This window comes from Micromonospora sp. NPDC005163, assembly GCF_053599835.1.
This window is the reverse complement of the sequence record NZ_JBSFYP010000003.1, coordinates 146253-172430: the sequence shown is the minus strand read 5'-3', so window position 1 is coordinate 172430 and position 26178 is coordinate 146253. Positions and strand designations below refer to the sequence as shown.

Here is a 26178-nt window from a genome sequence, read left to right as displayed (position 1 = left end):
CTGGTCGGCCACCGGAACGACCCGGCCCGAGCCGACCCTCGTCACGACGGCTCGGACCAGGCGGTCTGGATCAGCTGCTGGCCGTCCCGGCGGCGAACGAGAGTGCCCCGGCCGGGTGGCTGCGGGCTCGGTCGCAACGTGCCGAAGATCGCGCCCTCCTCCCGGTTGCCGGACATCAGCAGGCCGGGCGAGTCCAGTTCGCGCAACCGTTGCAGCACCGGCTCGTAGAGCGCCCGGGACACCCCGCCGACCCGGCGCGTGACGATCAGGTGCAGGCCGATGTCACGGGCCTGCGGCAGCAACTCCTGCAGGGCGCTGAGCGGATTGCTGCCACCGGACGCCACCAGGTCGTAGTCGTCCACCATGATGTACAGGTCCGGGCCCTTCCACCAGCTGCGGTCACGCAGTTGCGCGGTGGTGACGTCCGGGCCGGGCAGCCGGTTGGCCAGCGCGCTGCGGATCGAGCCGAGGCCCTGGGCGAACGCCTGGTTGGACGGGGCGTAGTCCAACAGGTGGCCCCCCTCCACCGCGCCCAGCAGCCCGCGCCGGTAGTCGGCGATCACCAAACGGGCCTGCGCCGGCGTGTACCGCTCGGTGATGCCCCGGGCGATCAACCGCAGCAGGTTGGTCTTGCCGCACTCGGCGTCGCCGAAGACCGTCAGGTGCGGCTCGTTGGCCAGATCCAGGTAGACCGGTGCGAGCGCCGACTCGTTGACGCCGATCGGCAGGCCGGGCGCCGACCGGTCGATGATCCGGGCCAGCTCGGCCACGGGCAGCCGGCGCGGCAGCAGCCGCACCTTCGGCGCCGGACGGCCCGGCCAGTTGGCCGCCACGTGCCCGGCCAGGGCGATCGAGGCCTCGCTCAGGTCCTCGATGTCCCGGCGTCCGTCGATCCGCGAGATGGCGGTGAGGAAGTGCAGCTTGTCGCGGGTCAGGCCGCGACCGGGTGCCTTCTCTGGCACGTTCGTCGCCGCGCGCCGGTCGATCTCGGACTCCGACGCGTCACCCAGGCGCAGCTCCAGCTTGGTGCCGAGCAGGTCCCGCATGTTGATCCGGATCTCCGCCCAGCGCACCGCCGTGAGCACCACGTGCACGCCGAAACCGAGGCCCCGGTTGGCCAGCGTGGTGATGGTCTGCTCCAGCTCCTCGTACTCCTGGCGCAGCGTGTTCCAGCCGTCCACCACCAGGAACACGTCGCCGAACGGGTCGTCGGCGAACTCGCCGGCGGCCCGGCGACGGCGGTAGCTCGCGACCGAGTCGATGCCGTGCTGGGCGAATCGCGTCTCCCGGTCGTCCAGGACGGCGACCACCTCGGCCACCGTACGGCGCACCGCCTCGACGTCCCGCCGGCCGGCGACCCCGGCCATGTGCGGCAGCCGCTCCAGGCTGCGCAGCGCGCCGCCGCCGAAGTCCAGGCAGAAGAACTGCACCTCGCGCGGGGTGTGTGTGAGCGCCAGCGAGGCGAGCAGCGAACGCAGCATCGTGCTCTTGCCGCTCAGTGAGCGACCGACGATGACCACGTTGCCGCCGGCGCCGGCCAGCTCCACCATCATCGGGTCACGGCGCTGCTCGTACGGGCGGTCCACCACGCCGACCGGCACGGTGAGCCGTCCCCGGCCCGGCCAGGACGCGGTGCACAGCCCGTACGTCGGGTCGACGGCCAACTGGCCGAGCAGCTCACCGAGGCCCGGCGGGTCGGCCAGCGGCGGCAGCCACACCTGGTGCGCCGGCTGGCCCCGGCCCTTGAGCTGGTCGATCAGCACGTCGAGCATCGCCATGGCCTTGCCGTCGGCCGGCTGCTCCGGCTCCGGCGCGGTGTCCACCGGCAGCTGCGGGGTCTGCGCCGGGATGAAGTCGACGCCGTACGGCACGATCCGGCGCTGCACCAGGGCCTGCGACGCGGACGCCTGCTGCCCCGGCGCCCGGTACGGCCCCGACACGTACGCGGCACGGAACCGCAGCATCGTGCTGGTGTCCGTCTTCAGGTAGCCGTGGCCCGGCGCGTTCGGCAGCTCGTACGCGTCCGGAACGCCGAGCACGATCCGGCTCTCCACGGCCGAGAAGGTACGCAGACCGATCCGGTAGGACAGGTGGGTGTCCAGGCCGCGCAGCTTGCCCTCCTCCAGCCGCTGGCTGGCCAGCAACAGGTGCACGCCGAGCGACCGGCCCAGCCGGCCGATCATCACGAACAGGTCGATGAAGTCGGGCTTGGCGGCGAGCAGCTCGCTGAACTCGTCACAGATGATCAGCAGGCTGGGCATCGGCGCCAGTGGTTCGCCGGCGGCCCGGGCCTTCTCGTACTCGAAGCGGGAGACGTAGTTGCCGGCCGCCCGCAGCAGCTCCTGTCGGCGCACCATCTCGCCCGCGAGCGCGTCGCGCATCCGGTCGACCAGCGGCAGCTCGTCCGCCAGGTTGGTGATCACCGCGCTGGTGTGCGGCAGAGCCTCCAGCGAGGCGAACGTCGCGCCGCCCTTGAAGTCCACCAGGACGAAGTTCAGCTCCTCCGACGAGTGCGTCACCGCCAGCGCGGCCACCACCGTTCGGAGCAGCTCGCTCTTGCCGGACCCGGTCGCACCGATCACCAGACCGTGCGGGCCCATGCCCTCGTGCGCCGACTCCTTGAAGTCCAGCTCGACCACGTTGCCGTCCGGGCCGACGCCGAGCGGGATGCGCAGCCGGTCCCGGTGACCACGCGGACGCCAGGTCTGGTGCACGTCCACGGCCGCGGCGTCGCCCACGCCGAGCAGGTCGGGCAACTCCATGCTGCGGGCCAGCGGCTCCTCGTTGCTGGCCTGCTGCTGGGACAGCCGGTAGGGGGCGATCTGCCGGGACAGCCCCTCGGCGGCCTCGGCGGTGAGCCGGTCCGGTCGACCCAGCCGCGACGACGAGCTGCCCCGGACCAGCTCGAGGTTGCTTCCGTCGCCCACGTCGAGGCAGAGCAGCCAGCGCCCGGCGTCGCGCGGCACCGTCCCGGACAGGTCGATCAGCGTCGCGCCGAGCAGCCCCTGACCCAACAGCTGGCAGGTCGGCGCGATCTCACCGCCGTCGACCACCACGACCACGTGCGGCGCGGTGGTCAGCGGCTTGGCCTCGGACGCGAACCGGGGTCGCCCGGCCAGCTCCCCGGCGAGTGACTCCTCGGCCTCGGCCAGGCTGGCGAAGACCATCCTGCGGGCGCCGGCGGCGTCGGTGCGCCCACTGTGGTGGGCGTGCGGCAGCCACTTCACCCAGTCCCAGACCGACTGCCGATCCGGTGCGGCGACCACCGCGATCACCAGGTCGTCCGGGGCGTGGAAGGTGGCCAGCTGACCCAACGCCGCCCGGGTCAGGTCGAGGACCGGCTCCCGGTCGCCGCGCAGCACCACCCGGCTGAACGCGCGCACCGACAGCGCGGTCGGCAGGTCGGGCACGGTGGAGTGTGCCCGGACGAACCGGCGCAGCGCGATGGCGCTCATCGGCTCCAGGTCCTCGACCGGCTTCGTCTCCGGCGGGACGATCTCCACCGCCAGCCGCTGCGGGCCGAGCGCGATCCGGGTCTCGCCGAAATCGTCCTCGGTGATCCGCCGCTCCCAGAGCCGCCGGGACGCCGCGATCGACCAGAGCGCGTCGGGCTCCGGGTGCCGCCAGGCCATCGCCGCCCGCTGCTGCCCCGCCGCGCGCCGGGTGCGCTTGCGCATCTGGGCGAGGTAGCGCATGTAGTCGCGGCGATCGGCGTTCAGCTCCGCCTTGTCGTTGCCGCCGCCGTTGGTCAGCGACCCGATCGCCATCCCGAGCATCGAGACGCCGAACAGACCGCCGGCGACGTACGTCATCATGCCGCCGCCCCGGCCGGCGTAGAGGAAGGCCATCGCGCCGACCCCGCAGACCATCGGCAGGATCATGAGCAGCTGCCCCATCCCGCGGGGCGTCGGTTCGGGCAGCTCGGGCGGGGACTCCAGCAGTACCTCGCCGCGCGGCAAGGCCGGCCCCGGCTGACGCGGGAGCCGGCGGAACACCACCGTGCTCACGGCTGTCTCCTCCCCAGAAGCGGCCTCAACGACCTGCCGTCGCGGACCCAAGTCCGCGGGTGGGCATCGTACGTGCCCGTCATCGTAGGTAATCTCCCGTGGGCGCGGTGGACCCGCACCGCGCGGCACCGCGGGCCCGCTGATCGTAGAAGGACACCAGGAGGCCACTGTGGCAACGAAGACGGCGACCGGTGGTCTGAGCCGGATCACCATCGTGGCTCCCCGTACCCGAATGGATCTGGCCCTGCCGTCGGACGTGCCGATGGCCGACCTGCTCCCCACCCTGCTGCGCTACGCCGGGGAGGACCTGGCTGACGAGGGGGTGCGGCACGGCGGGTGGGCACTGTCCCGGTTGGGCGGTGCGCCCCTGGACGGTGGGCGTACCGCCGGGCAGCTCGGCGTCCGCGACGGCGAGGTGCTCTACTTCAACCCCCGGTCCGAGGCGGCCCCGGAGGTCGTCTTCGACGACGTGGTGGACGCGGTCGCCACCGCCACCAACCAGCGCCCCGGCGCCTGGCAGGTCGGCGCGACCCGTTCGTTCGCGGTGTTGTTCGCCGCGGTGGCGCTCGGCGCCGGCGCGCTGGCCGCGCTCTTCGCCGGCCCGCCGCACCTGCCCGGCGCGGTGGCCGCCCTGCTGGTCGCGGTGGCGCTGCTGGTCGGCGCGGCGGTGCTGTCCCGGGCCGCCGGGGACAGCCGGACCGGTGCCGTGCTGGCCATGGTGGGCCTGGTGTACGCCGGCACCGGCGGCCTGCTGCTCCTCGCCGGCGATCGCCCGCTGACCGAGCTGGCCAGCCCGCACATCCTGCTCGCGGCCACCGCCGTGGTGGTCGCCGGGGCGGTCGCCGCGCTGGCCGTCGGCGACCGCTACCCGCTCTTCTTCGCCGCCCTCGGCGTGGGTGCCGCGATCGGCCTGGGCGCGCTGCTCTGTCTGGCCTTCGGCATGGACGCGCCGGGCTCGGCGGCGGTCGTGGCAGCGGTGGCGTTCGGCGTGGTGCCGGCGCTGCCGATGGTGGCCTACCGGATGGCCCGGTTGCCGGTGCCGTCGATCCCGACCGGCCCGGAGGACCTGAAGACCGACAGCGAGTCGGTCGACGGCCGGCAGGTGCTCCAGCAGAGCGAGCGGGCCGACGAGTTCCTCACCGGCCTGCTGTGGACCGTGTCGCTGCTGGTGCTCGGCGCCCAGCTGGTGCTGGCCCTGGACGGACGCCTCCCGGCGGTGCTGCTCTGCCTGGTGCTGGCCCTGCTCTCACTGCTGCGGGCCCGTCCGCTGCTGGGCCGGGCCCAGCGCACCCCGGTGCTGCTCACCGGCACCGTCGGGCTGGGTCTGAGCGCCGCGGCCACCTTCGCCAGCGGGTCGCTGCCGGTCCGGCTCGGCCTGATCCTCGGTGGGCTGCTGCTGGCCGCCGTGATCAGCCTGATCTACGGGCTGACCGTGGCCGGTAAGCCCATCTCCCCGGTCTGGGGCCGGCTGCTCGACATCGTCGAGATCATGCTGATCATCGCGCTGGTCCCACTCGCCGTCTGGGTCTGCGGTCTGTACGGCTGGATCGTCAACCTGCGGCCCTGACCGGGGGCTTTCCCGCCCGCAGACCAACGAGCCGGAGGGCTGGTCGGCGGGCGGGCGATCAGCGCGGTTGCGGACGGACGGAGCCGCCCAGCACGGAGGCCACCGGCGCGCTGGCGTAGACACCCGGGCCGTGCTGACCGTCCACCGACCGAGCCGGCGTGCCGGCCCGCTGCGCGATGTCCCGGACAACCTTGACCAGCGCCTCGACGTGGTTGTCCATCGCCGCGACACGCAGCAGCGGCGCCGCCACCCGACCGTCCGGCGACACCGCCGCGGCCACCGTGTGCGACGGGGCGGAAGTCGCGGTGATCGCGTCCACCAGCGGGCCGAGCGGGGCGTCCGACCGGCTGCGCAGGGCCAGGCAGCGATGCGTCCAGCCGCCGCCGCGCAGCCCCTGCCAGGATTCCGCCGGGGGCTCCGGCACCAGGTCCAACCCGGCGGCCGAGACCACGGCCGCCCGCAACTCGTCGCGGCCCAGCGGCCGGTGGGCCAGCCCGGCGGCGGTCAGCGCCTTGCCCAGCCGGCCGATCCCGGCGGCCAGTGTCCGGTGTACGCCGGGCAGCCCGCCACCCCGGCTCACCGCCTCGACCCGCGCGTCGCGGACGGTGAGCCGCAGTGCGACCCACACCGTCCGGTGCGCGGCCGGCGGCGCACCGGGCGCCGGATACCAGACCAGGGTGTGCGCGACGACCTGAGCCCGGGACACCGGGGCGGCGAAGTCCGCGAGCACCCGCAGCGCCTGGTCCATGGTCGACGCCTCCACCGAACCGACGACCGCGCCGGTGGTGGGTTGCAGCGCGACCGCCGCGAACCAGCCCTGGTCGTCCTGCCCGATGCCGAGCCGGGTGCCCCGGTCGGTCAGCTCGATGACGCTCAGCTCGGGGGCGAGCGCGGCCAGGCGCGGGTCCGATGCCGCGCCGCTGGTCAGGGCCGCCGCCGCGCGCTCGCGGCGGCGTCGCAGCCGCCGGCGCAGCAGCAGGTCCTCGAACCACCAGCGGCCGCCCCGACGGGCGAACGCGGCCAGTACGACCAGCGCCGCCGCCGTGCCCACCGTGGCGAGCAGCCAGCTGGGCCCGGTCGCGGCGGCCCAGACGGCGACCGCGCACAACTCCAGCACGACGAGCTGCCCGACCAGCACCGGACCGACCCGTCCCCGGCCGGGCCGATCGGCCGGCGGCGTCGCCCGCGCCGGAACGTCGGACGGGTTCGTGGCCACTCGGGCGGGTCGCGCCTGGACCTGCGTCATCGGTGACTGTCCCTCCTGCACGGTACGGCTCCACGCCGGGTCGGTCCGGCGCCGGCCACGGGCGGTGGTCCCAAGGACCCGCCGTCGGCCCCTTATCGTAGGGAAGCCCGCGACGGCACCCCGACCCTGATCGTCGCGGATCCACCCCGCCGGAGGTAAGTCATGCGGACCCGCCGCGATCAGGTGCAGGCGTACCGCTTCGTCACCCGCCGGATCGTCTCCGCGTTGCTGTCGGGCGATCCGGAGACCACGAACCTGCCGATGCGACGGCTCGGCATGGCCGTCTTCGGCAGTGTGATCGCCGCGGCCGTGGTGCTCGGCGGTGTCGGCGCGTACGGCCAGTTGACCGGGAACACCGCGCCGCTGGAAGAGAACACGCTGGTCATCGAGCGGGAGACCGGTGCGACGTACGTGTTCGTGGAGGGGCAGCTGCACCCGACGCTCAACTACACCTCGGCGCGGCTGATCCTGAACGAGGCGGACCCGGCGGTGCGCACGATGTCCCAGGCGTCCCTGCGGGACCGGCCGCGGGGCGGCACTGTCGGCATCGTCGGCGCGCCGGACGCGTTGCCGGACCGCAAGTCGCTGACCGGGCTGCCGTGGTCGGTCTGCGACGTGCCCGACCCGGCGGACCCGCGCCACTCCACCACCCGGGTGGTCATCGACCGGGCGCTGCCCGGCGGCACGCCGCTGGGTGACCGCGCGGTGCTGGTCACCGTGGACGACCAGCGGCACCTGCTCACCGGCAACGCCCGCCTCCAGGTGCTCGGCGGCGACCAGGCGATCGCGGCGCTGCGGATGACCGGCACGGCACCACTGCCGGTCGGGCAGCAGCTGCTCAACGCCGTACCGGCCGGGCCGCCGTTGCGTAAGCCATCGCTGCCCGGCCTGGGCGAACGCAGCGGGTTGAGCCTGGCCGGCAAGCAGGCCTCCGTCGGTCAGGTGTTCCGGGCGGCCGGTCAGCACTACGTGCTGACCCGGGAGGGGCTCGTCTCAATCTCTGAGATCACGGCCCTGCTGATGATCAGCGGCGGCGGTCAGATCATTGACATCACGCCGGATCAGGCCGGCCGGCTCTACACCGACAAGCGGCTGGACGAGGAGGGGCTGCCGCAGACGCTGCCCGCCCTGTACCCGGCCAGGGCCGGGCAGACGCTGCTGTGCGCGACGTACCGGGCCGGCAGCGGCGGCGGGCCGCCGACCACCACCGTGGAGGTCTTCGACCGGGCACCGGCGGAGCTGACCGCGAGCGAGTCGGGCCCGGTGCCGGTGCGGCAGACCGACCGGGACGCGGTACGCACGGCCGAGGCCGTGCTGCTGCCCGGCGGTAAGGGCGTCCTCGCCCAGGCCGCGCCCGGCGCCGGGACCAGCGGATCCGGTGCCGCCGGGTCGACGGTCTACCTGATCAGCCCGCAGGGCATCCGGTATCCGCTCGGGTCCGGTGAGACGCTGGCTGTGCTCGGCTACGGCGGGGTCACCCCGCTGGCGGTGCCCGGCTCGCTGCTGGCGCTGATCCCGACCGGGCCCACCCTGAGCCGTGAGGACGCGTCGACCTACTTCTCGCCCGGCGGGAAGCCGTCGACGACGCCGCCACGGGAGCCGACCCCGTCCGCCACAGCCAGCGGCGCTCCGGCGACCGGCGGAACGGGTGGTGGAGTGGCCACGGCATCGATCGAAACCGACGACTGAGCGGCCCGGACGGGTCGCCCCGGATCGCACTGGTGGACTAACCTGGGCTCGCTGACGGTTGTCAACCAGAACGACGGGGATGTTTGCCATGACCGGGCGTACGGAAGTCGACCTGCTGTCCCTTGAGGACTTCCACCAGCACCTGGCGGCGCGGCTGAGCCAGGCCGAGTCGGTGCTGCGCAAGCTCAACACCGAGATGCAGTGCAGCCCCCCGGCACTGGGCTCGTTCACCGACGCCACCCACAACGCGCGTCGCTACAGCGAGGTCCACCAGTCCTATGTCGACCAGGCCGAGCGGCTGCGGCAGGCGGTGCTCGCCGCGCAGCAGGCGACCAGCAAGATCCTGACCAACTACCGCACCGCCGAAGCGCGTAACGCGGCCAACGCCACCGACATCACCGCCGCGCTGACCGGCGTCGACCGGGCGTTGCAGCCGAAGGGGGACGGGCGTGTCTGAGTACACCCAGCGCTACCAGGGCAGCAGCCACCAGCAGCTCTACGACGCAGTGATGGCCGGCAAGCCGGAGCAGATCGACGGCGTGGCCGCCCAGTGGGCCTCCCTCAAGGGCATCCTTGACGGTCTCGGCCGGGAGCTGAGCGGCGACCTCGAAAAACTCGGCAACACGTGGACGGGCTCGGCAGGTCGGGAGTTCCAGCGGCGGCTGACGCTGATCGTCGACCACGCCGAGTCGCTGGGCGCGGGGATGGCCGACGTCAAACAGGCGCTCACCATGATGGCCAGCCAGTTGCGCACCGCGCACAAGCAGGCGGAGAGCCCGGACGAGACCGACGACAACGACAAGGCGGTCTCCGGGGCGCTCAAGGGCGCCGCCTTCGGCCTGCCCGGCGCGATCGTCGGGGGCATCATGGGCCACCAGCAGGACAAGGAAGAGCAGGAGAAGGCCCACCAGCGGATGGTGAACGTGGTGGCCGAGCTGGCCGCCGGTTACGACCTCTCCGCCTACGACCGGGTGGTCAACCCGCCCCCGCCCCACCCGGACACGCCGAAGACCACCAGCGACGACGCGACGACGCCACGCAGCGTCCCGGCCACCACCACGCCGACCGCCGCGCCCACCGCCTCCCGTAGCACCGCGCACACCGGCGGCGCGACCATCGCGACGCCCGACGGCGTCGCTCCGCCCCCGGTCGCCGGCGACGGGTCCGGCCCCGGCCAGGACGGCGCGGGCACCGGCGGCACGCCGGCCGTTGCCACCGGTCCGGGCAGCGGCGCGGGTGGTTTCACCACCTCCCTCGCCGGTGCGGATCCGGTGGTCGGCGGTGCGCTGCTCGCCGGCGGCGCCGCCGGGCTGGCCAACCTGTCCGGGCCGACCACCGTGGCCGCCAGCGCCGGCGGCACCGGGCCGGGTCTGCTCTTCGGAGCGCAGGGCGGGGCACCGGCCGGCGGGGTGCTGCGGACGTCCGCCCTCGCCGGTTCGGGCAGCACGCCCAGCACCCCGGTCCGAGCGACCACCGGTGGTGCGGCCGCGGCCGAGAACCGCGCCGCCAGCGGAGTCGGGCGCAGCATGGACGGTCGGCGCGCCGAGTCCACCGGCCGGTCGGCGGTGGCCGGTCGGCAGGGGGCGGCGGGCGGCAGGGGAGCCAATCGCCCGGGGGTGCTCGGCGGGCACGGCCGACCGGAGTCCGAGGAGTCCGACGAGCGGATGACCTGGCTGACGGAGGACGAGATGGTGTGGCGAGACGGCGGAGACGCTCCGCCGTCGGTGCTCGGCACCGCCGACTGATTTCCGCACCGGCGCACGCCTGTCGGCGGCGCCGTAAGAACGCTCCGCCGTGACCCCTGCCGGACCAGATCCGGCGGGGGTCACCGCTGTTTCGGCCCGCCAGCTCCGTCCACAGTGCGCGGCGTGGTGACGGTCACGCGCGAACGGGCCGTTGCCGAGCTGCGTCGGCGCGGGGCGGGGGTTAGGTTGGTCGGGTGTCCTCCGCAGCGCCCGTCCGCCCAGCCCGGTGGGCCGTGCTGCGGTCCCTGCGGGAGCTGACCCGGCTGGCGGTCACCGCGCTGGTGCTCGCGGTCGGCCTCGGCGGCGCCCTCGCCGCGACCCCGCCCCCGGCACCGACACAGCTGCGGCCCAGCGTCGTGAGCAGCCGGGTGGAAACCCTCCGGCCCGACGCCGTTCCGGCCGCCCAGCGGGCGGACCAGCCGGCCGCGTCGCGGCCCGTCAGCACTGTCGACACCACCGCGGCGACCGGCCCGGTCACCGGTGGCGCGAAGCACCCGCCAGCCGATCAGTTCGGGCGTGGTATCCCGCCCCGGCGCGGCCCGCCCACTCGCTGACCCCGGCCGACCACCGGCCCGGCGATTTCCGCAGCCCGATCCGGCTCATCCGTCCGGGCGCTCCCGTCACCGTCTTCGACGTGACACCGCCGGCACACCGGACGTCCGCCGCCACCCGTCGACACCCGTCGTTCGACCCTGAGGTGCTGATCATGCAGACCGTCCTCTCCACCGTCCTGCCCGACGTGCCTCGAGCCGCCGCCATCTGGCTGAGCCTGCTCGGGGTGGTCGCTGTCACTGTCGCCGCCCTGCTGTTGCGGCCCGGCCGGATCCGTCTCGATCCGGGTGCTCGGATCCGCCGCGCGGCCATGCCCAGCCAGCTTGAGCAGGTGCAGGAGGAACGGGAGCAGAGTCGCTACGCGCAGGAGGTCGCGGTGGCCGCCGAACGGGCCGCCACCACCGCCCAGCGCCGCCGGGCGGAGTGGGTCGCCGCGCAGGAGGAGGTCGAGACCGCCTGGCAGGCCTACGAGGCGGCCGAGGCAGCCGTACGGCGACTGAGCGCCGCCGCCGCGATGCCGTTGCCGCACACCTCCCGGACCCCCGCCGAGTACGTCGACCGCGAGCGCTACCTGCACCGGGCAGCGCTGGACGCGTACTGGCGGCGGGAGCTGTCGGTGGAGCAGCTCAGTGACGTCTTCGCGCACCGCGACGGCTGGGACCCGCGGCTGCACCCGGTCGAGCAGGAGCTCGTGTTGCAGCGGGCGATCCGCGACAATCTGGCGGCCCGGCACGCCGCCGCAGGAGAGCGGGAGCAGGCCGCGTGGCGTGCCGCCGAGCTGGCCGTGGCGGCGGCGCGGAGCCTGCGGGAGGAGGCCCACGCGGCGAGCGGACGGCGGGTTGCGGAGTCGGCCTCCGTGCTGCCGCTGAGCGAGGTCGTCCCGTCGGTCGAGCAGACCCGGGAGACCCAGGTGATCGCCCGCGGCCGCGCGGCGGTGCCCGCGTTCTGACCGGCCGGCATGACCGGCTGCCCGGCGGCGCGTTCGGGAGCGGAGAACCAGGCCGGGTGCCGGCCCCCGTCACCGGGCCGTGCGGGCTCCGGTGGGTTAGCGTGACGGAATGTCCCGACAGGCATGGGTCCTCGTGGGGATCGCCGGCATTCTGGCGATCGCCACACTGGTCGGCGCGGTGGTGCTGGCGGTGCGGGTGGTGCGGACCCGACGGCTGCTGGCCGGGCTCGGCGCGGGCGGCAAGGTCGCCTTCTACGGGGCGCTGATCTACACGATCTTCCCGGTCGACCTGCTCCCGGACCCGATCTACCTGGACGACATGGGTGTGCTGGCGGGCGCCTTGATCTACCTGACCCGCCTGGTGCACCAGCGCCGGGCGGGCCGCCGGCTGCCCGGGCAGCCGGACGCGCCCCCGGACCCGGACCGGGCGCGCCGCTCCGTGCCATGATCGTGGTCGGGTCGGCAGACGGGGGACGGTCATGGCGGGCGATCATCGACTGGACGTACGTGATGAGCGCGTTGCCGCGTTCTGCGCGGAACGGCACCTCGCGACGCTGACCACCGTGCGCGCCGACGGCACCCCGCACGTGGTGCCGGTCGGGGTCACCCTCGACCCGGCGGCCGGGCTGGCCCGGGTGATCACCTCCGGCGCCTCCCGCAAGGCCCGGCACGTGGCTGCCGGGGGCGCGGCGGGCGTCCCGGTGGCCGTCTGCCACGTGGACGGCCGACGCTGGCTGACCATCGAGGGCCGGGCGGTGCTCCGCTCGGACCGCACCGCCGTCGCGGAGGCGGAGCGCCGCTACGCCGAGCGGTATCGGACTCCGCGTCCGAATCCGGAGCGGGTGGTCATCGAGATCACCGTGACCGGCCTGCTGGGCAGCCTCTGACCCCCGATCGGGGACGTCGGCCTGATGACCGTTTCCTGCCCTGACGCCTGATTGGCCGCTCACCGTCGCCCGTCCCGGTCAGCCGGCAGCGGAATGCCGGCCGGAGCAGGGCCGTTACACCCCCGGTACGCCCCGGCCGAGACTGCCGCGGGTCATCGCTCCTGTTGAGCCGACCGCCATTCCCGGTGCTGCCGCCCTCCGCCACTCGGAGGCGCCAACCCCCCGAACGGAGACTCGACCATGAATCCGATCATCCAGAAGAGCGGCCTGTCCGTCGCCGGCATGCTGGTCGCCGGCGGTTGCGCCCTCGGCCCCGCGGTGGCCGCGCAGGCCGCCCCGGTGCAGGGCGCACCGACCTCGGCGAGCCAGAGCGACCGTTCCGCCGAGCGGGTCCTCGGCATCGACTACCAGGCTCAGCCGAACTTCTACTACTGCGGCCCGGCCGCCACCCGCATCGCGCTCTCCGCGCAGGGCAAGGCGCTCTCCCAGGACGAGGTGGCCAAGCTGCTCGGCACGACCGAGGCGGGCACCCCGTCGGCCCTGGACACCACCCGGGTGCTCAACGACCTGACCGGCGGCAAGTACCGGACCACGGAGATCCGTGACTCGGTGGCCCGCCCGGAGCAGGTTGAGCAGCTGCGCCGGGACGTGCTGGCGGCGGTGGACGCCGGCCGACCGGTGGTGGCCAACATCAAGGGCACGACGGTGGACACCGACGGCAACCCGCACTCGTACGAGGGCGGGCACTATCTGACCCTGGTCGGCTACCGCGACGGTGGCGACATGATCCGGATCGCCGACCCGGCCGACCCGGCGCTGGGCGAGTACTGGATGACCCTGCCGAAGGTCGCCAACTGGATCGCCGAGCGGGGCTACTCGTCCTGACCCTGCCGTTCATCGGGCCGGTCTCCCCCTGTCGGGGAGGCCGGCCCGCTCATCGTCGCGGTTGCGGGCGGCGAGGTGCGAACGCCGTCGGGCCCGGGCGGCCCGGGTCGGCCGGGACCGGTGCAGGCGTCGCCGGAGCGGCGGGTGGACGACCGCCTCGCCGGCCCCGGCCGCCCGGCGGACGACCGCGTTCGCATAGTCCGGCTCGCATCCGGCGGCCCGGAGCAGATCGCTGGCCGCCGTACGCAGGCCGGTGACGAGCGCGTCGCCGAACGACTTGAGACCGGCGGCGGTGGCCCGCCCGGCCAGTTCGGCACACTGTTCGACCAGCCTGCGGGTGCACTCGGTGTCATTTCCGACCCGGCACTCCCTGCGCATCTCCGCCACCGCCTGGCCCAGTCGGGCGACCGCGTCCGGCAGCTCCGGCGGGATCGGCTCGTCGTACTGGAGGGCGGTCGTCGACCAGCGGGCCATGGCCCGGCTGTCCAGCGTCAGCCGCTGGAGGTAATCGGCACTGCGGGCGTACCGGTGGAACTGCTGGCGCCGGTGCCAGCGCACGGGTGCGATCGTCACCACCTCCTCCGCCCCGCTCAGCGAATCGTTCAGCCGACCCAGATCACCCTCGGTGGCGCGGAGCCGTTCCAGGACGCGCATCGCCCGGTCGGAGTCGCGCTCGCGCAACGCATGTGCCAGCTCGTCGAGCTGCTCGCAGAGGACCGCGTAGATCGGCGTCGCGGCGCGGTCGAGCGTCCGCACCGGGTTGATCGGCAACAGCAGCGCGACCACCACCAGGCCGACCACCCCACCGACCAGCGCGTCGAAGATGCGGGGCAGCTCCAGGCCGCGCTCCATCGGAGCCAGCGTGGCGATCAGCACGGCGGTACCGCCGGCCTGACCGACGAGCTGGCCACCCTTTCCTGCCACCAGCAGCGCGCTGGCGATGGCCAGGGCCACCACCATGCCGGTCTGCCACGGCCCCGAGCCGAGGAAGAACCGCAGCGTGTCGCCGATGACGATGCCCAGGCCCACGCCGGCCAGCAGCTCGAAGGTGCGCCGGGCCCGCTGGCCGATGGCGGTGGCGATCGTACCGACGGCGGCGGCGGGTGCGAAGACGTGCGCGCCGGGGCCGAGCAGGTGCTGGGCGATCAGGGCGGCGAGCGCCGCGGCCAGCCCGGCCTGGATGGCGATCACCAGGGTGACCTCCCACTGCCGGGCTCGGACCCGGCCGGCCTCCCCGCTGCGGCGCAACGCCCTCTCGGCGGCCTGGTCGAGCCGTGACCGGTCGCTCTCGGCTGGTGGTCGGTCATCGGCCATGGCGACGGTTACCCGGACGTCGGGGGGACAATCGTTCCCATCCGCCCCGGTGGCCCCCAGCGGCACCGATCGCTTCGGCGAGCTGCTCGCCCAGCGCCCGGCAGGGGACCCGGGCCGCCGCGTGCACGGCGACCCGGGGAACGGCCCGGTAGGTCAGCGGACCTGGTCGCCCTCGCCGGTACGCGCCTGAGCCTGGTCCACACCCTTGTCGATCTTGTCGTCGTACTTTCCGCCGGTGCGCTTGTCGGCCATGTCGCCGGCCTTGTCCAGCCCCTGGTCGACCTGCTTGTCGTGCTTGTCCGCGAAATCCTTGGCCTTGCCCATGAAGTCACCCACGGCGCTCCTCCTCCACTCTGGTCACTCCCGTCAGCGTTCCCTGGGCCCGGCAGCGCAAACCGGTCGCAGTGGGTGGCCAGGAACGGCCCGCTACACCCGCCACGCCGGCCGTTCACCCACCGTTGAAGCGGTACGGGTGTCGGCGCACGCCGGGCCGGGTACCGACCTCGCGAGATCGAGGAGGGCCGACATGGCGGCAGACGAGCCCGGGGCGGGCATCGGGGCGACAACGGGCGGCCCTGGGCCGCGCCAGGCGTGGGCGGCGCTGCCCTGGCTGGTCCGGATCGCGGTGCTGTGGAGCGCCTGCCTGGTGGTGGTCGTCGCCGGGCTCTATCTGCTGGGCCGGATCGCCGTGCTGCTGGCGCCGTTGGCCATCGCGCTGGCCGCCACCATCTTCCTCACCGCGCTGCTCGACCCGGTGCTGCTCCGGCTGCGCCGGTTGCGGCTGCCCGCGGCGCTGGCCGCGCTGCTCACCGTACTTTTGCTGCTCGGCATCCTGGTGGGGGTCGGCGCGCTCGTGTGGAACCTGACGGCGAGCCAGTTCGACCAACTCAGCCAGGAGCTGACCCAGGGGCTGGACCGCACCCGGGACTTCGTCACGTCCACCCTGCCCGTCACCGACGCGCAGCTCGACCGCCTGGTCGACCAGGCGCGGCAGGGGCTGAGCGGGAGCTCCCCGGACCCGGTGGCCGGCGCCCGGACGGTGACCGAGGTGCTGGGTTCCGCGTTGCTCGCCCTGGTGCTGCTCTTCTTCCTGCTCAAGGACGGCCGCTCGATGTGGCACTGGGTGCTGTCCCGGACGACCGGCCCGAACCGGCCTGTCGTGGCCGAGGCCGGCCGGGCCGGCTGGCGGACGTTGGGCGCGTACAGCCGGGGCACCATGCTGATCGCCGCGATCGACGCGATCGGCATCGGCCTGGCCCTGGTGGTGTTGCGGGTGCCGCTCGCCCTGCCGCTGGCGCTGATCACCTTCCTCGGCGGTTTCGTGCCGATCATCGGCGCGACGGTGGCCGGCGCGGTGGCGGTGCTGGTGGCCCTGGCCGCCAACGGGCCGACCACGGCGCTGCTCACCCTGGCCGCTGTGATCGCCGTGCAGCAGATCGAGGGCAACCTGCTGGAGCCGCTGGTCATGAAGCGGCAGGTCCGGCTGCACCCGGCGGTGATCCTGGTGGCCGTCACCGCCGGCACCCTGATCGCGGGCATCGCCGGCGCCTTCGTCAGTGTCCCGATCACCGCCGTCCTCTGGCGCATCATCGACACCGTCCAGCGCCACCACAACCCCAGCACTCCCGCCGGGGCGTCGGATGTCCCGTCAACCTCATGATCGACGCGACGGGGCGGTCGACCGGCTGAGGTGCGTGGTGAACCAGGTGCCGGCCTGGTCGGCGACCTGGTCGAGGGTGCCGGGCTCCTCGAAGAGGTGGGTGGCACCGGGCACCACCCGCAGCTCGCCGACCTCCCCCAGCTCGGCCAGCGCCTGCTCGTTGAGCGTGATCACCTCCTCGTCCAAGCCGCCGACCAGGAGCAACGTCGGCGTACGCACCTGTGCCAGAGCGGTGCCGGCCAGGTCCGGTCGGCCGCCCCGGGACACCACCGCGCCCACCAGGTCCGCGCGGGACGCCGCCGCGACCAGGGCGGCGGCGGCACCCGTGCTTGCCCCGAAGAGGCCGATCGGCACGTCACCGGCGGGGCGCTCGGCCGCCATCCAGTCCACGATCCCGGCCAGCCGGCCGGCCAGCAGCCCGATGTCGAACCGCAGTTCGGCGGTGCGCGCGTCCTCTTCGTCCTCGGTTGGGGTGAGCAGGTCCGCCAGTACCGTGCCGAGCCCACGAGCGTTCAGCGTCCGGGCCACCGCCACGTTGCGCGGGCTGTGCCGCGAGCTGCCGCTGCCGTGCGCGAAGAGCACCGCGCCCACCGGCTGAGCGGGCAGCATCAGATCTGCGGGGAGTTGGGCGTCCCCGATTGGGATGGTCACCGTGCTGCGCTGCTCGTCCATGCCCCACCTCCCCGTACTCGCCTGTGCTGTGGGTACCCAACTCGTCGCGCCGCACGCACCGCCGCCGTGCCGGGTCAGCGGACACGGCGGCGGGACGCCGCCGGCTGCCAGTGACCGCACCGGCCGTGGGTGGTGTTTGCCGGGTGGACCGTCGGGTAGCCGTGGGGCGACCGCAGACCGTGTCGGCGCACACCGCGCCCCGACGGATCGCGAGGATCGTCATGGCCCAGCAGCAGACGTCGCGGCAGCAGCAGATGGACGAGCGGAACCGGCGGGAACAGGACGCCGAGCGAAGCCGGGACTGGGGGGACGAGGCCGCGCAGGCGCGTACCTCCGAGGATCCCCGGGCGATGGCGCCCAGGGACGCGTTGGGGCGCCCTTCCACCGGCGAGCCCGTCTGACGCACCGGCCGGGTCCACCGATCCGACGGCCGGGGCCGGCCCGGCGCTCGACGGTCGGGGCCCACGTGAGATTCGAGGGCCGGGACGGGAGCTATCCCGTCCCGGCCCTCACTCCTCGTGCTCGGGCAACCGCAGCAGCGGTGACCTGCCCGGCGGCTGCTCCGGCTGCGGCCCGGACGGATCGGCCGGCGGCACCGGCACGGTCACCGGCTCGTCGCAGGTGACCCGCAGCACCTGGTCGTGGTGGCGCAGCTCCACCACGTCGTCCGGGCCGCCGTGGCGCAGCGAGTACGTCGTCTGGTGCGGCCGGACGTCCACCCGCAACGCCAGCCCGCGCCACTGGAGCGAGAACTCCAGACGGCTGAGTCGGCTGGAGAGCCGGGGCGCGAACGACAGGCGACCATCGTGGTCCCGCAACCCGCCGAGCCCACCGACCAGGGCGAGCCAGGCGCCGGCCAGCGAGGCCATGTGCACGCCGTCCCGAGTGTTCTCGTTGAGGTCGTGCAGGTCCATCAGCGCGGCCTCGCGCAGGTAGATGTGCGCCAACTCGGGATGGCCCACCTCGGCGGCGAGCACCGCCTGGGTGCAGGCCGACAGTGACGAGTCGCGTACGGTGCGACGCTCGTAGTACAGGAAGTTACGCACCTTCTGATCCGGCGTGAACGCGTCCCCCCGCCAGTGCATGGCCAGGACCAGGTCGGCCTGCTTGACCACCTGCTTGCGGTACAGGTCGAAGTACGGGTAGTGCAGCAGCAGCGGGTACTTCTCCGCTGGCGTGTGCGCGAAGTCCCACTCCTGAAGCCGGGTGAACCCCTCCGTCTGCTGGTGGACCTGGAGCTCTTCGTCGTACGGGATGTGCATCGAGCTGGCCGCGTCCCGCCAGCTCGCCGCCTCCTCGTCGGTGACCCCGAGGTGGAACGCCTCATCCTGGTAGCGCATCACCACCTCGGCGGCGGCGAGCAGGTTCCGCTGCGCCATCAGGTTGGTGTAGATGTTGTCGTTCTTGATCGCGGTGTACTCGTCGGGGCCGGTGACCCCGTCGATGTGGAAGTGCCCGTGCCGGTCGTGGTGGCCGATCGAGCGCCACAGCCGGGCGGTCTCCACCAGCAGCTCCAGCCCGATCTCCCGTTCCAGCTCGGTGTCCCCGGTGGCCAGCACGTAGCGCCGCAGCGCATCGGCGATGTCGGCGGCGATGTGGAAGGCCGCGGTGCCGGCCGGCCAGTACCCGGATGATTCCGGACCTTCGATGGTCCGCCAGGGGAAGGCTGCGCCCTTGAAGTTGAGCGTCTCGGCCCGCTCCCGGGCCTGCGCCAGGGTGCTGTGTCGCCAGTGCAGCGCGTTGCGCACCGCGCTCGGCTGGGTGTAGGTGAGCACCGGCAGGACGAACATCTCGGTGTCCCAGAATGCGTGCCCGTCGTAGCCGGGGCCGGTCAGCCCCTTCGCCGAGATCGGCCGACGCTCGGCCCGGGCACCGGCCTGGAGCACGTGGAAGAGGCCGAAACGGACGGCCTGCTGCACCTCCGGGTCCCCCTCGACCCGTACGTCGGCGGCGTCCCAGAACGCGTCGAGGTAGGCGCGCTGCTCGCGGCAGAGCCCGTCCCACCCGTCCAGTCGGGCCCCGGCCAGCGCCGCGCCGACCTGGTCCCGCAGCGCGGGCAGCGAGCGCCGGCTCGACCAGCCGTACGTCAGGTACTTGACGATCCGCAGTTTCTCGCCGGGCTTGAGCACGCAGGCGACCGTGGTGCGGACCCAGTCCTCGTACCCCTCGGACTCGATGGTGGTGCGGTCCGGGCCGTGCACCTCGTGCTCCATCGCGGCGGCCACCCGCAGGCCGGAGACCTTGGTGCGGTGGATCAGCTGCCCACCATCCGGTGTGGTCAGCTCCTCCTCGGCCTGCAACGGCGATTCCAGCACCGCCGCGACCCTGGGGTCCGAGCTCTGCGGTGGCAGCGTCTCGTTGGCGACCAGCTCGGACTGCACGATCAGCCGGAGCGGCCCGTCGACGGGCTCCACCTCGTAGCTGATGGCGGCGACCGACCGCTGGGTGAACGACACCAGCCGGGTGCTGCGGACCTTGACCTCGTGGCCGGCCGGCGAGCGCCAGTGCAGCTCCCGGTGCAGGGTGCCGGCACGCATGTCGAGAATCCGCTCGTGGGAGAGCAGCTCGCCGTAGCGCACGTCGAGTGGTTCGTCGTCGACCAGCAGCCGGATCAGCTTGCCGTTCGTGACGTTGACGATGGTCTGCCCGGACTCGGGAAAGCCGTAGCCGGCCTCCGCGTACGGCAGCGGACGGAGCTCGTAGAACGAGTTGAGGTAGGTGCCGGGCAGGCCGTGCGGCTCGCCCTCGTCGAGGTTGCCGCGCAGCCCGACGTGCCCGTTGGAGAGCGCGAAGACGGACTCCGACTGGGCCAGCACGTCCATGTCGAGCCGGGTCTCCCGAACGTGCCAGGGCTCGACCGGATAGGCCCGCTCCCGGATCACGCCGGGCCCCGCTCCGCCGTCGTGTGGCGAGCCGCGGGCGGGCTAGCGTCACCCGCGTCGAGCAGGTCGGCGAGGTCGCTGACCACGACGTCGGCGCCGTGCGCGCGCAGCTCGTCGGCCTGACCGACCCGGTCGACGCCGACCACGTAACCGAAGCCGCCGGCCCGGCCGGCGGCCACCCCGGAGAGCGCGTCCTCGAAGACGGCGGCCTGCGACCGGTCGACACCGAGCAGCCTGGCCCCGGCGAGGAAGGTGTCGGGGTGCGGCTTGCCGCGCAGGCCCTGGGACCGGGCGACCAGCCCGTCGACCCGCTCCTCCAGCAACGGTTCCAGCCCGGCGGCGGCGACCACCTCGCGCCCGTTGGCGCTCGCGGTCACCACGGCTCGACGCAGCCCTGCGGTGATCGCCGCCTCCAGGTAGCGCACCGAACCCGGGTAGACCTCGACGCCGGAGCTGCGCAGGCGTTGCAGCAGCAGGACGTTCTTACGGTTGCCGACCCCGTTGACCGTGTCGGCGTCCGGCGGGTCGTCCGGGCTGCCCTCGGGCAGCACGATCCCGCGGGAGGCCAGGAAGGACCGGACGCCGTCGGCGCGGGGTCGGCCGTCGACGTAGCGGTTGTAGTCCGGGCCGGGGTCGAACGGCTGGAACGGTTCACCGGTGGCTGTGGCGCGCTTCCGCAGGAATTCGTCGAACGTCTCCTTCCACGCGGCGTTGTGCACCTTGGCGGTCCGCGTCAGCACACCGTCCAGGTCGAAGAGACAGGCGGTCACGTGAGCAGGTAGGCCCAGCACGCTACGAATCTAACCATCCGTCCGGGTCGGCAAACCATGTTTCCGCCGCCAGACGGCGTTCAGTTCGGCCGCAGCGTCCAGACCACGGTCATCGCCGAGGTGGGCGTGCCGTCCTCGGTGGTGATCTCGACCTCGACCGGGAACTCCGGCCGCCTGCCGGACTCCAGCTCGTCGATCACCTCCAGAGCCGGCCGACCGAGCCGCGCGGTGGCCAGCACCGGGCCCCGTGCCAGTTTGCGGTAGGCGATCTCGGCGCGGACGGCGAGCGGCACGGCACGGTCCAGCAGCTGCCCGAAGGCGGCCAGCACGACCGCGCCGGAGGCCGTCTCACCCAGGGTGAACATGGCCCCGGCGTGCGGCCCGCCGACGTGGTTGTGGGTGGCCGGCGAGTCGGGGAGACGGACGACCGCCCGCACCCCGCCTTCCGCCTCGGGTGCCACCTCGACAAATTCGAAGCCGAGCGTACGGGCGAACGGCACCGCTTCCAGCATGCCGGCCGCCACCTGGCGGGAGTCGATGGTCATAGGCTGACGTTACTAGCCGGTAACCAGCCCGGCAACCAGGGATTTCCCGGTCCCGTCGGTGCTCAGAGGTTGGCGATGGTCCGCAGGATCTCCGCGTAGAAGTTGCCGTCGATGCTGCGGAAGAAGGCGAAGTCCTGACCCGGGTCGCCGAAGAACGGACGCAGCGTCCACGCCAGCTGGGTGCCGACGAAGCCGAAGAGCAGGATCCAGATGTAGAGCAGGGTCATGCTGGCTGGCCGCTGCGTCGGCTCGCCACGGCGTACCGGCTGGTTGGCCCACTGGCGGTGCGGCTGCGGGTAGCCGGGCGGCAGCATGCCGGGCGGGAACGAGGCGTCGGCCGGCTGCCCGCTCCACTGGGCGGGGACCTGCGCCGGGGCCTGCGCGGCGGTCGAGCCGGCCTCGGGGGTGGCGCCGTTCGGGACCGTACCGGCCGACCCGGCCGCCGCGGCGCCAACCGGCACGGCGACCGGCTCGGCGACCTGGCCAGCCGGCGCGGCAGCCGGCACCGGGCCGGCGGGCACGGCGGCCGGCACGGCCTGCGCCGGGGCCTGAGCCTGGGCCGCCGGGGCGAGCAGGCCGTGGTCGTTGAGCACCTGCATCCCGCCGGTCAGGAAGCGCAGCCCGACCAGCGCCGACAGGGTCAGGATCGCCACGTTGAGCAGCTTGAAGAAGCCGTAGTCGGGCGCGGTGATCAGGAAGAAGAGGCTGATCGGCGCGAACGCCACGGCGAGCATCGAGGTGACCGTGATCGCCACCATCACCAGTGCCAGTGACTGGCGCACCGAGAGGCGGGCACCGAAGACCAGATTGAACAGGTAGAGCGTGGGCAGGCAGATGGCCAGCGTGACCAGGAACAGCAGCGGCAGCTTCAGCGCGGAGGTCAGCGCCATCAACGGACTGTGAAAGGCACCCAGAACCGCCCCGTAGCAGGCGAGCGCGATGGCGGAGCTGACCAGCATGCGTCCGGTCAACGCGTTCAGGTCGCGCTCGGAAACGATCTGCTGCCAGATGCCCTGCCGGTCGCGCAGGATGCGCTCGATGACGAGCGGGCTGGGACGGTCACCCGACACGGATGCACCCCTCTCGGTGGTCTTTCATGTGGACTGGGTGCGCAGACCGTAGGACACCGGCAGCGCCTTCGCCACCCCGCTCCGGCGTGGCGTCAGCGCCATCCCACGTCGATCCGGCCCCCGCGCTCGTCGAAGAAGTGCAGCGCGTCCATCCGGACCGCCACGGCGAGTGGGTGACCCGCGGCGACCGCCGGGTACGGCGCCAACCGCACCGCCAGCTCCGCCGGGCGGCGATGGTGCCGACCGGGGTCGGGGAGCACGCTCGTCCGGGTGCCACCCGCGGAGTCGTCCGCCTCCACGTCCTTGCCCGTCAGCCGCTGCATGACCGAGCTGAACCGGCGCAGGCCGCGCTGGCCCACCGGCGGCTCGTCCAGCCGCGCACCCATCTCGTCGACCACGATCGCGGTGGCGCCGATGTCGAGGAACGCCAGCGACTCGTGCCCGTGGTGCTCCAGGTAGCGGATCCGGCCACGCAGCACGTCGCCGGGGCTGTCCGGGGAGACCGGGGTGAGCGCCTCGGCTCGCATGCCGACCACGATCCGCTCGCCGTGGTAGTGCGCCACGGCCCGGCTGCGGATGTCGTCCCAGGGTAGGTAGAGCGACTGCTCGCCAAGGTTGAGCGTGACGTACCGGTCCAGGTGCACGTAGACCGACGCCTCGAGCAAGTTCATCCGCGGGCTGCCCAGGAAGGCGGCCACGTAGAGCGTCGCCGGCCGCCCGTACACCTGGGTGGGGGTGCCCACGTCCTGGAGCACCCCACGGCGCATGATCGCCACCCGGTCGGCCATGGTGAGTGCCTCGGCCTGGTCGTGGGTGACGTAGACGGTGGTGACGCCCAGCTCCCGGGTGAGGCCCGAGATCTCCGCACGCAGCTCCGCACGCAGCCCGCTGTCCAGGTTGGACAGCGGTTCGTCCATCAGGAACAGCCCGGGCCGGCGGACGATGGCGCGGCCCATCGCCACGCGCTGCCGCTGCCCGCCCGAGAGCTGACCCGGCTTGCGGGCGAGCACGTCGCCGATGCCCAGCGCGCTGGCGACGTCGGTGACCCGCTCACCCCGCGGGGTCGGCTCCATCCCGGCCAGGCGCAGCGGGAAGGCGATGTTGTCACCCACCGTCATGTGCGGATAGAGGGCGAAGTCCTGGAAGACCATGGCGATCTTCCGGTCCCGCGGCGGCAGGTCGTTCGCGAGCTCCCCGTCGAGCAGCACCGCACCCTGGGTCGGGTCCTCCAACCCGGCGATCATCCGCAGCACCGTGGACTTGCCGCAGCCGGACGGGCCGAGCAACACCATGAACTCGCCGTCGTTCACGTCCAGATTGATGCTGTCGACGGCCAGCGTGCCGTCCTTGAAGAACTTGGTGACATCCTTGAGCGCGACGGTGGTCACCGTCTCCTCCCCCAGCTCGTCGACCGAACTCCAGAAGACTGTGACCAGGATCATTGAATCAGCACATCGGGTGAACGTCTCATGTTCGACTGATGACGCTGCCATTAAGCGACACCGGGCCGGTGCGATCAGCAGCGCGAGGCCCTCTCGTCCGGCTCACCCAGGAACACCCGGCGCACCACCCGCTCCGCCGCGCGCCCGTCGTCCAGCCCGCAGAACCGGCCCCGGAAATGGGCGCGGGCCTTGGTCGCCGCGTCCGAGCGCACCGCGTCGGTGCGGAACAGGTCGAGCAGGTCGGCGAACGTGGTGGCCATCGCGCCCGGCGGCTCCGCCGTGACGTCGAAGTAGACGCCCCGGGCCAGCCGGTACGCCTCCCAGTCCGGGGCGTAGAGCACGATCGGCCGATCCAGCACGGCATAGTCGAACATCGCCGAGGAGTAGTCGCTGACCAGCACGTCGGCCACCAGGTAGAGGTCCTCCACCCGCTGGTGGCCGCTGACGTCGCGGACCCGTTCCCGGTCCACCGCGCGGCGGGGGCTGCGATCCCGGTCGTGGAAGTAGTGGCTGCGCATCAGCAGCCGACCGGAGTCACCCAGCGCCTCGACGAACCGGTCCGGGTCGAACGGCGGCCGGTAGCCGGGCAGGTGCTCGCGGTGCGTCGGGGCGTACAGCACCACCTGCTCGTCGGGGCCGAGACCGAACTCCGCGCGCAGCCGGCGTACCTCGTCGGGGCCGGCGTTGACCAGTCGGTCGTTACGCGGGTAGCCCACCTCCAGAGTGGTGTACGTGGCCGGGTACGCGCGGTCCCACATCTGGGTGGAGAAGCTGTTCGCGCTGACGCTGTAGTCCCAGCGGTCCACCCGGCGCAGCAGCCCGGCGAAGTCCATCCGGCCGGCACCGATCGGGTAGCGCTGCTGGTCCAGCCCCATCACCTTGACGGGCGTGCCGTGGTGGGTCTGCACGTGCACCTGCTCCGGCCGCTTGCGGACGAAGTCCGGGAAGTTGACGTTGTTGACCAGCCACCGGGCCCGGGCCAGCGCCCGGTAGTAGGCCGGGGTGCCGGCGACCACGTACTCCGCCCCGGCCGGCACGGTGTCCACCCGGTCCCGGCGCACGATCCACACCCCGCGTACACCGGGGGCCAGCCGGCGGGCCACCTCGTAGATCGCCGCCGGGTTGCAGGCGTACCCCCGGTACCAGGAGGCGGCGTACACCGCGAGCGTCGGATCCACCGGCCGCCGCAGCTCGGCGCGGTAGTACTCGCGCAGCAGGCCGTCGCGGGTCAGTCGGGCGCCGCGCCGGGCGGCCGGCCCGACCCGACGCCGGGTGGTGCGAGCCCGCCGGCGGGCGGTGTCGCGGGCCCGGCTCGCCGCCCGCAACGCGCTGAACGTCCGCCAGCGGCCGGTGGCGACCAGCCGGTGCTTGATCCCTTCCACCCCGTCCGGCGCCGGGTACCCGCCGTCCGGCAGCCAGCGCGCGTAGTCGGCGGTGATCTGCGCGAAGAAGGCGGGCCGCAGCTCCGGGGCGATCCGCTGGCCGTTGCCGAGCACGGTCAGGTAGTGCCAGATCATCCGCTCGAAGACCGCCGGCCGCAGGGCGTCCGCCGCCGGCCCCCAGGTGTCCATGAGGTGGAAGACCCGGTGCCACTGCGGGAACACCTCGAAGTGCCGGTCACCCCGGGTCCGGGTGATCGCGCCCGCCCGGCGCTGCCGGTAGTTGACGCAGACCCGATCGAGTACGCCGATCCGCTGCGCCGCCATCAGCACCGGGTAGCTGAACGAGACATCCTCGTACCAGCCGGGCGCGAAGCGCAGCCCCAGATCGACGAGGAACTCCCGGCGTACCAGCCGGTTCCACGCGGTGTGCAGCAGCCGCATCGCCTCCGGCCGGTCCCGCAGTCGGAAGGTGGCCGCGCCGGGCGACTCCGGGAACACCTCCGCCATCGCGCTGCGCGTGGCGGTGTCGTTCCAGTGCGTCCGGACATGGTCGACCAGCAGCACGTCCGGCCGGGTGGCACGTAACCGCTCGGCGACCTCCGGCAGGCACTCCGGCGCCAGCCAGTCGTCGCCGTCGAGGAACCAGACGTACTCCCCGACGGCCCGGTCCAGCCCGACGTTGCGGGCCGGACCGAGGCCGACGTTCTCCGGCAGCCGGATCGACCGGACCCGCTGGTCGCGGGCGGCGTACTCGTCGATGATCTCGCCGCTGGAATCCGGGGAGCAGTCGTCGACCGCGATCACCTCGAGGTCGGTCTCCGGCTGGCCGAGGATCGAGTCCAGGCACTCGCGCAGGTATCCCTGCACGCGGAAGGCCGGCACCACGAAACTGATCAGGGTCATCCGGCCGTCCC

General features: G+C 73.3%; 22 protein-coding genes. 11 read left to right on the top strand and 11 right to left on the bottom strand.

Annotation, left to right across the window (positions count from 1 at the left end):
• Positions 1-41 precede the first annotated feature (41 nt).
• Positions 42-4007, bottom strand: coding sequence for a type VII secretion protein EccCa (eccCa, locus tag ACWD6N_RS04210; protein ID WP_450004478.1), 3966 nt, complete (start codon positions 4005-4007; stop codon positions 42-44).
• A gap of 169 nt (positions 4008-4176) precedes the next feature.
• On the opposite strand from eccCa, the gene eccD reads away from it, so the two are divergent.
• A complete protein-coding gene (gene eccD, locus ACWD6N_RS04205; RefSeq protein WP_354964445.1) occupies positions 4177-5574 on the top strand; it encodes a type VII secretion integral membrane protein EccD in 1398 nt (465 codons plus the stop codon).
• Between the two features lie 58 nt (positions 5575-5632).
• On the opposite strand, the gene ACWD6N_RS04200 is transcribed toward eccD, so the two are convergent.
• The gene (locus ACWD6N_RS04200) at positions 5633-6820 is read right to left on the bottom strand and encodes a type VII secretion protein EccE (RefSeq protein WP_354964444.1); all 1188 of its coding nucleotides are present in this window, start codon (positions 6818-6820) and stop codon (positions 5633-5635) included.
• 162 nt (positions 6821-6982) lie between these two features.
• Here ACWD6N_RS04200 and eccB point away from each other — a divergent pair, with 162 nt between their 5' ends.
• The 8 genes from eccB (at position 6983) to ACWD6N_RS04160 (ending at position 13527) form a co-directional block, all read left to right on the top strand.
• On the top strand, positions 6983-8509 hold the full coding sequence (gene eccB / locus ACWD6N_RS04195; RefSeq protein ID WP_387322928.1) for a type VII secretion protein EccB: 1527 nt from the start codon (positions 6983-6985) through the stop codon (positions 8507-8509).
• 88 nt (positions 8510-8597) lie between these two features.
• Positions 8598-8966, top strand: coding sequence for a hypothetical protein (locus tag ACWD6N_RS04190; protein ID WP_449938614.1), 369 nt, complete (start codon positions 8598-8600; stop codon positions 8964-8966).
• Positions 8959-10254: a WXG100 family type VII secretion target gene (locus ACWD6N_RS04185; RefSeq protein WP_387322924.1), complete on the top strand. Its 1296-nt coding sequence runs from the start codon at positions 8959-8961 to the stop codon at positions 10252-10254. Before ACWD6N_RS04190 ends, ACWD6N_RS04185 begins: the two co-directional genes overlap by 8 nt.
• A gap of 194 nt (positions 10255-10448) precedes the next feature.
• Positions 10449-10808, top strand: a complete 360-nt coding sequence (locus tag ACWD6N_RS04180; RefSeq protein WP_354964440.1) for a hypothetical protein — start codon at positions 10449-10451, stop codon at positions 10806-10808.
• A gap of 80 nt (positions 10809-10888) precedes the next feature.
• Positions 10889-11755, top strand: coding sequence for a hypothetical protein (locus ACWD6N_RS04175; protein ID WP_387322922.1), 867 nt, complete (start codon positions 10889-10891; stop codon positions 11753-11755).
• Positions 11756-11864: 109 nt separating this feature from the next.
• Positions 11865-12203: a YkvA family protein gene (locus ACWD6N_RS04170; protein ID WP_387322920.1), complete on the top strand. Its 339-nt coding sequence runs from the start codon at positions 11865-11867 to the stop codon at positions 12201-12203.
• Between the two features lie 31 nt (positions 12204-12234).
• Positions 12235-12642, top strand: a complete 408-nt coding sequence (locus ACWD6N_RS04165) for a pyridoxamine 5'-phosphate oxidase family protein (protein WP_354964437.1) — start codon at positions 12235-12237, stop codon at positions 12640-12642.
• A 240-nt stretch (positions 12643-12882) separates the two neighbouring features.
• Positions 12883-13527, top strand: a complete 645-nt coding sequence (locus tag ACWD6N_RS04160) for a C39 family peptidase (protein ID WP_387322918.1) — start codon at positions 12883-12885, stop codon at positions 13525-13527.
• A 9-nt stretch (positions 13528-13536) separates the two neighbouring features.
• On the opposite strand, the gene ACWD6N_RS04155 is transcribed toward ACWD6N_RS04160, so the two are convergent.
• Positions 13537-14841 (bottom strand): FUSC family protein, encoded by a 1305-nt coding sequence (locus tag ACWD6N_RS04155; protein ID WP_450004477.1) that lies wholly within the window; start codon positions 14839-14841, stop codon positions 13537-13539.
• Positions 14842-14994: 153 nt separating this feature from the next.
• Positions 14995-15165: an antitoxin gene (locus ACWD6N_RS04150; protein WP_450004515.1), complete on the bottom strand. Its 171-nt coding sequence runs from the start codon at positions 15163-15165 to the stop codon at positions 14995-14997.
• A 202-nt stretch (positions 15166-15367) separates the two neighbouring features.
• On the opposite strand from ACWD6N_RS04150, the gene ACWD6N_RS04145 reads away from it, so the two are divergent.
• The gene (locus ACWD6N_RS04145; protein ID WP_450004476.1) at positions 15368-16501 is read left to right on the top strand and encodes an AI-2E family transporter; all 1134 of its coding nucleotides are present in this window, start codon (positions 15368-15370) and stop codon (positions 16499-16501) included.
• Here the strand turns inward: ACWD6N_RS04145 and ACWD6N_RS04140 are convergent.
• The gene (locus ACWD6N_RS04140; RefSeq protein WP_450004475.1) at positions 16496-17173 is read right to left on the bottom strand and encodes a dienelactone hydrolase family protein; all 678 of its coding nucleotides are present in this window, start codon (positions 17171-17173) and stop codon (positions 16496-16498) included. The genes ACWD6N_RS04145 and ACWD6N_RS04140 overlap by 6 nt on opposite strands.
• Positions 17174-17394: 221 nt before the next feature.
• Here ACWD6N_RS04140 and ACWD6N_RS04135 point away from each other — a divergent pair, with 221 nt between their 5' ends.
• On the top strand, positions 17395-17574 hold the full coding sequence (locus tag ACWD6N_RS04135) for a hypothetical protein (RefSeq protein WP_210911137.1): 180 nt from the start codon (positions 17395-17397) through the stop codon (positions 17572-17574).
• Positions 17575-17682: 108 nt separating this feature from the next.
• Here the strand turns inward: ACWD6N_RS04135 and ACWD6N_RS04130 are convergent, their stop codons facing one another.
• The 6 genes from ACWD6N_RS04130 to ACWD6N_RS04105 form a co-directional block, all read right to left on the bottom strand.
• Positions 17683-20055: a glycoside hydrolase family 65 protein gene (locus tag ACWD6N_RS04130; protein ID WP_450004474.1), complete on the bottom strand. Its 2373-nt coding sequence runs from the start codon at positions 20053-20055 to the stop codon at positions 17683-17685.
• Positions 20052-20846 carry an HAD family hydrolase gene (locus tag ACWD6N_RS04125; RefSeq protein ID WP_450004473.1) on the bottom strand — a complete coding sequence of 265 codons (795 nt, stop codon included), beginning with the start codon at positions 20844-20846 and terminating at the stop codon, positions 20052-20054. The genes ACWD6N_RS04130 and ACWD6N_RS04125 overlap by 4 nt, the downstream gene beginning before the upstream one ends.
• Positions 20847-20905: 59 nt before the next feature.
• Positions 20906-21370, bottom strand: coding sequence for a DUF4442 domain-containing protein (locus ACWD6N_RS04120; RefSeq protein ID WP_450004472.1), 465 nt, complete (start codon positions 21368-21370; stop codon positions 20906-20908).
• A gap of 62 nt (positions 21371-21432) precedes the next feature.
• Complete coding sequence (locus ACWD6N_RS04115) at positions 21433-22440, bottom strand: hypothetical protein (RefSeq protein ID WP_450004471.1); 1008 nt, start codon at positions 22438-22440, stop codon at positions 21433-21435.
• A gap of 92 nt (positions 22441-22532) precedes the next feature.
• Positions 22533-23882, bottom strand: a complete 1350-nt coding sequence (locus tag ACWD6N_RS04110; RefSeq protein ID WP_450004470.1) for an ABC transporter ATP-binding protein — start codon at positions 23880-23882, stop codon at positions 22533-22535.
• 74 nt (positions 23883-23956) lie between these two features.
• Positions 23957-26167 carry a bifunctional glycosyltransferase/CDP-glycerol:glycerophosphate glycerophosphotransferase gene (locus tag ACWD6N_RS04105; RefSeq protein WP_450004469.1) on the bottom strand — a complete coding sequence of 737 codons (2211 nt, stop codon included), beginning with the start codon at positions 26165-26167 and terminating at the stop codon, positions 23957-23959.
• Between the last annotated feature and the right edge of the window lie 11 nt (positions 26168-26178).

Excerpts from the sequence above, each read along its gene's own strand:
- ACWD6N_RS04145 (WP_450004476.1), top strand. The coding sequence starts at position 15,368 with ATGGCGGCAGACGAGCCCGGGGCGGGCATCGGGGCGACAACGGGCGGC.
- ACWD6N_RS04140 (WP_450004475.1), bottom strand. The coding sequence starts at position 17,173 with ATGGACGAGCAGCGCAGCACGGTGACCATCCCAATCGGGGACGCCCAA.
- ACWD6N_RS04135 (WP_210911137.1), top strand. The coding sequence starts at position 17,395 with ATGGCCCAGCAGCAGACGTCGCGGCAGCAGCAGATGGACGAGCGGAAC.
- ACWD6N_RS04165 (WP_354964437.1), top strand. The coding sequence starts at position 12,235 with ATGGCGGGCGATCATCGACTGGACGTACGTGATGAGCGCGTTGCCGCG.
- ACWD6N_RS04110 (WP_450004470.1), bottom strand. The coding sequence starts at position 23,882 with ATGATCCTGGTCACAGTCTTCTGGAGTTCGGTCGACGAGCTGGGGGAG.
- ACWD6N_RS04200 (WP_354964444.1), bottom strand. The coding sequence starts at position 6,820 with ATGACGCAGGTCCAGGCGCGACCCGCCCGAGTGGCCACGAACCCGTCC.
- eccB (WP_387322928.1), top strand. The coding sequence starts at position 6,983 with ATGCGGACCCGCCGCGATCAGGTGCAGGCGTACCGCTTCGTCACCCGC.
- ACWD6N_RS04150 (WP_450004515.1), bottom strand. The coding sequence starts at position 15,165 with ATGGGCAAGGCCAAGGATTTCGCGGACAAGCACGACAAGCAGGTCGAC.
- ACWD6N_RS04170 (WP_387322920.1), top strand. The coding sequence starts at position 11,865 with ATGTCCCGACAGGCATGGGTCCTCGTGGGGATCGCCGGCATTCTGGCG.
- ACWD6N_RS04120 (WP_450004472.1), bottom strand. The coding sequence starts at position 21,370 with ATGACCATCGACTCCCGCCAGGTGGCGGCCGGCATGCTGGAAGCGGTG.
- ACWD6N_RS04155 (WP_450004477.1), bottom strand. The coding sequence starts at position 14,841 with ATGGCCGATGACCGACCACCAGCCGAGAGCGACCGGTCACGGCTCGAC.
- ACWD6N_RS04105 (WP_450004469.1), bottom strand. The coding sequence starts at position 26,167 with ATGACCCTGATCAGTTTCGTGGTGCCGGCCTTCCGCGTGCAGGGATAC.
- ACWD6N_RS04190 (WP_449938614.1), top strand. The coding sequence starts at position 8,598 with ATGACCGGGCGTACGGAAGTCGACCTGCTGTCCCTTGAGGACTTCCAC.
- ACWD6N_RS04160 (WP_387322918.1), top strand. The coding sequence starts at position 12,883 with ATGAATCCGATCATCCAGAAGAGCGGCCTGTCCGTCGCCGGCATGCTG.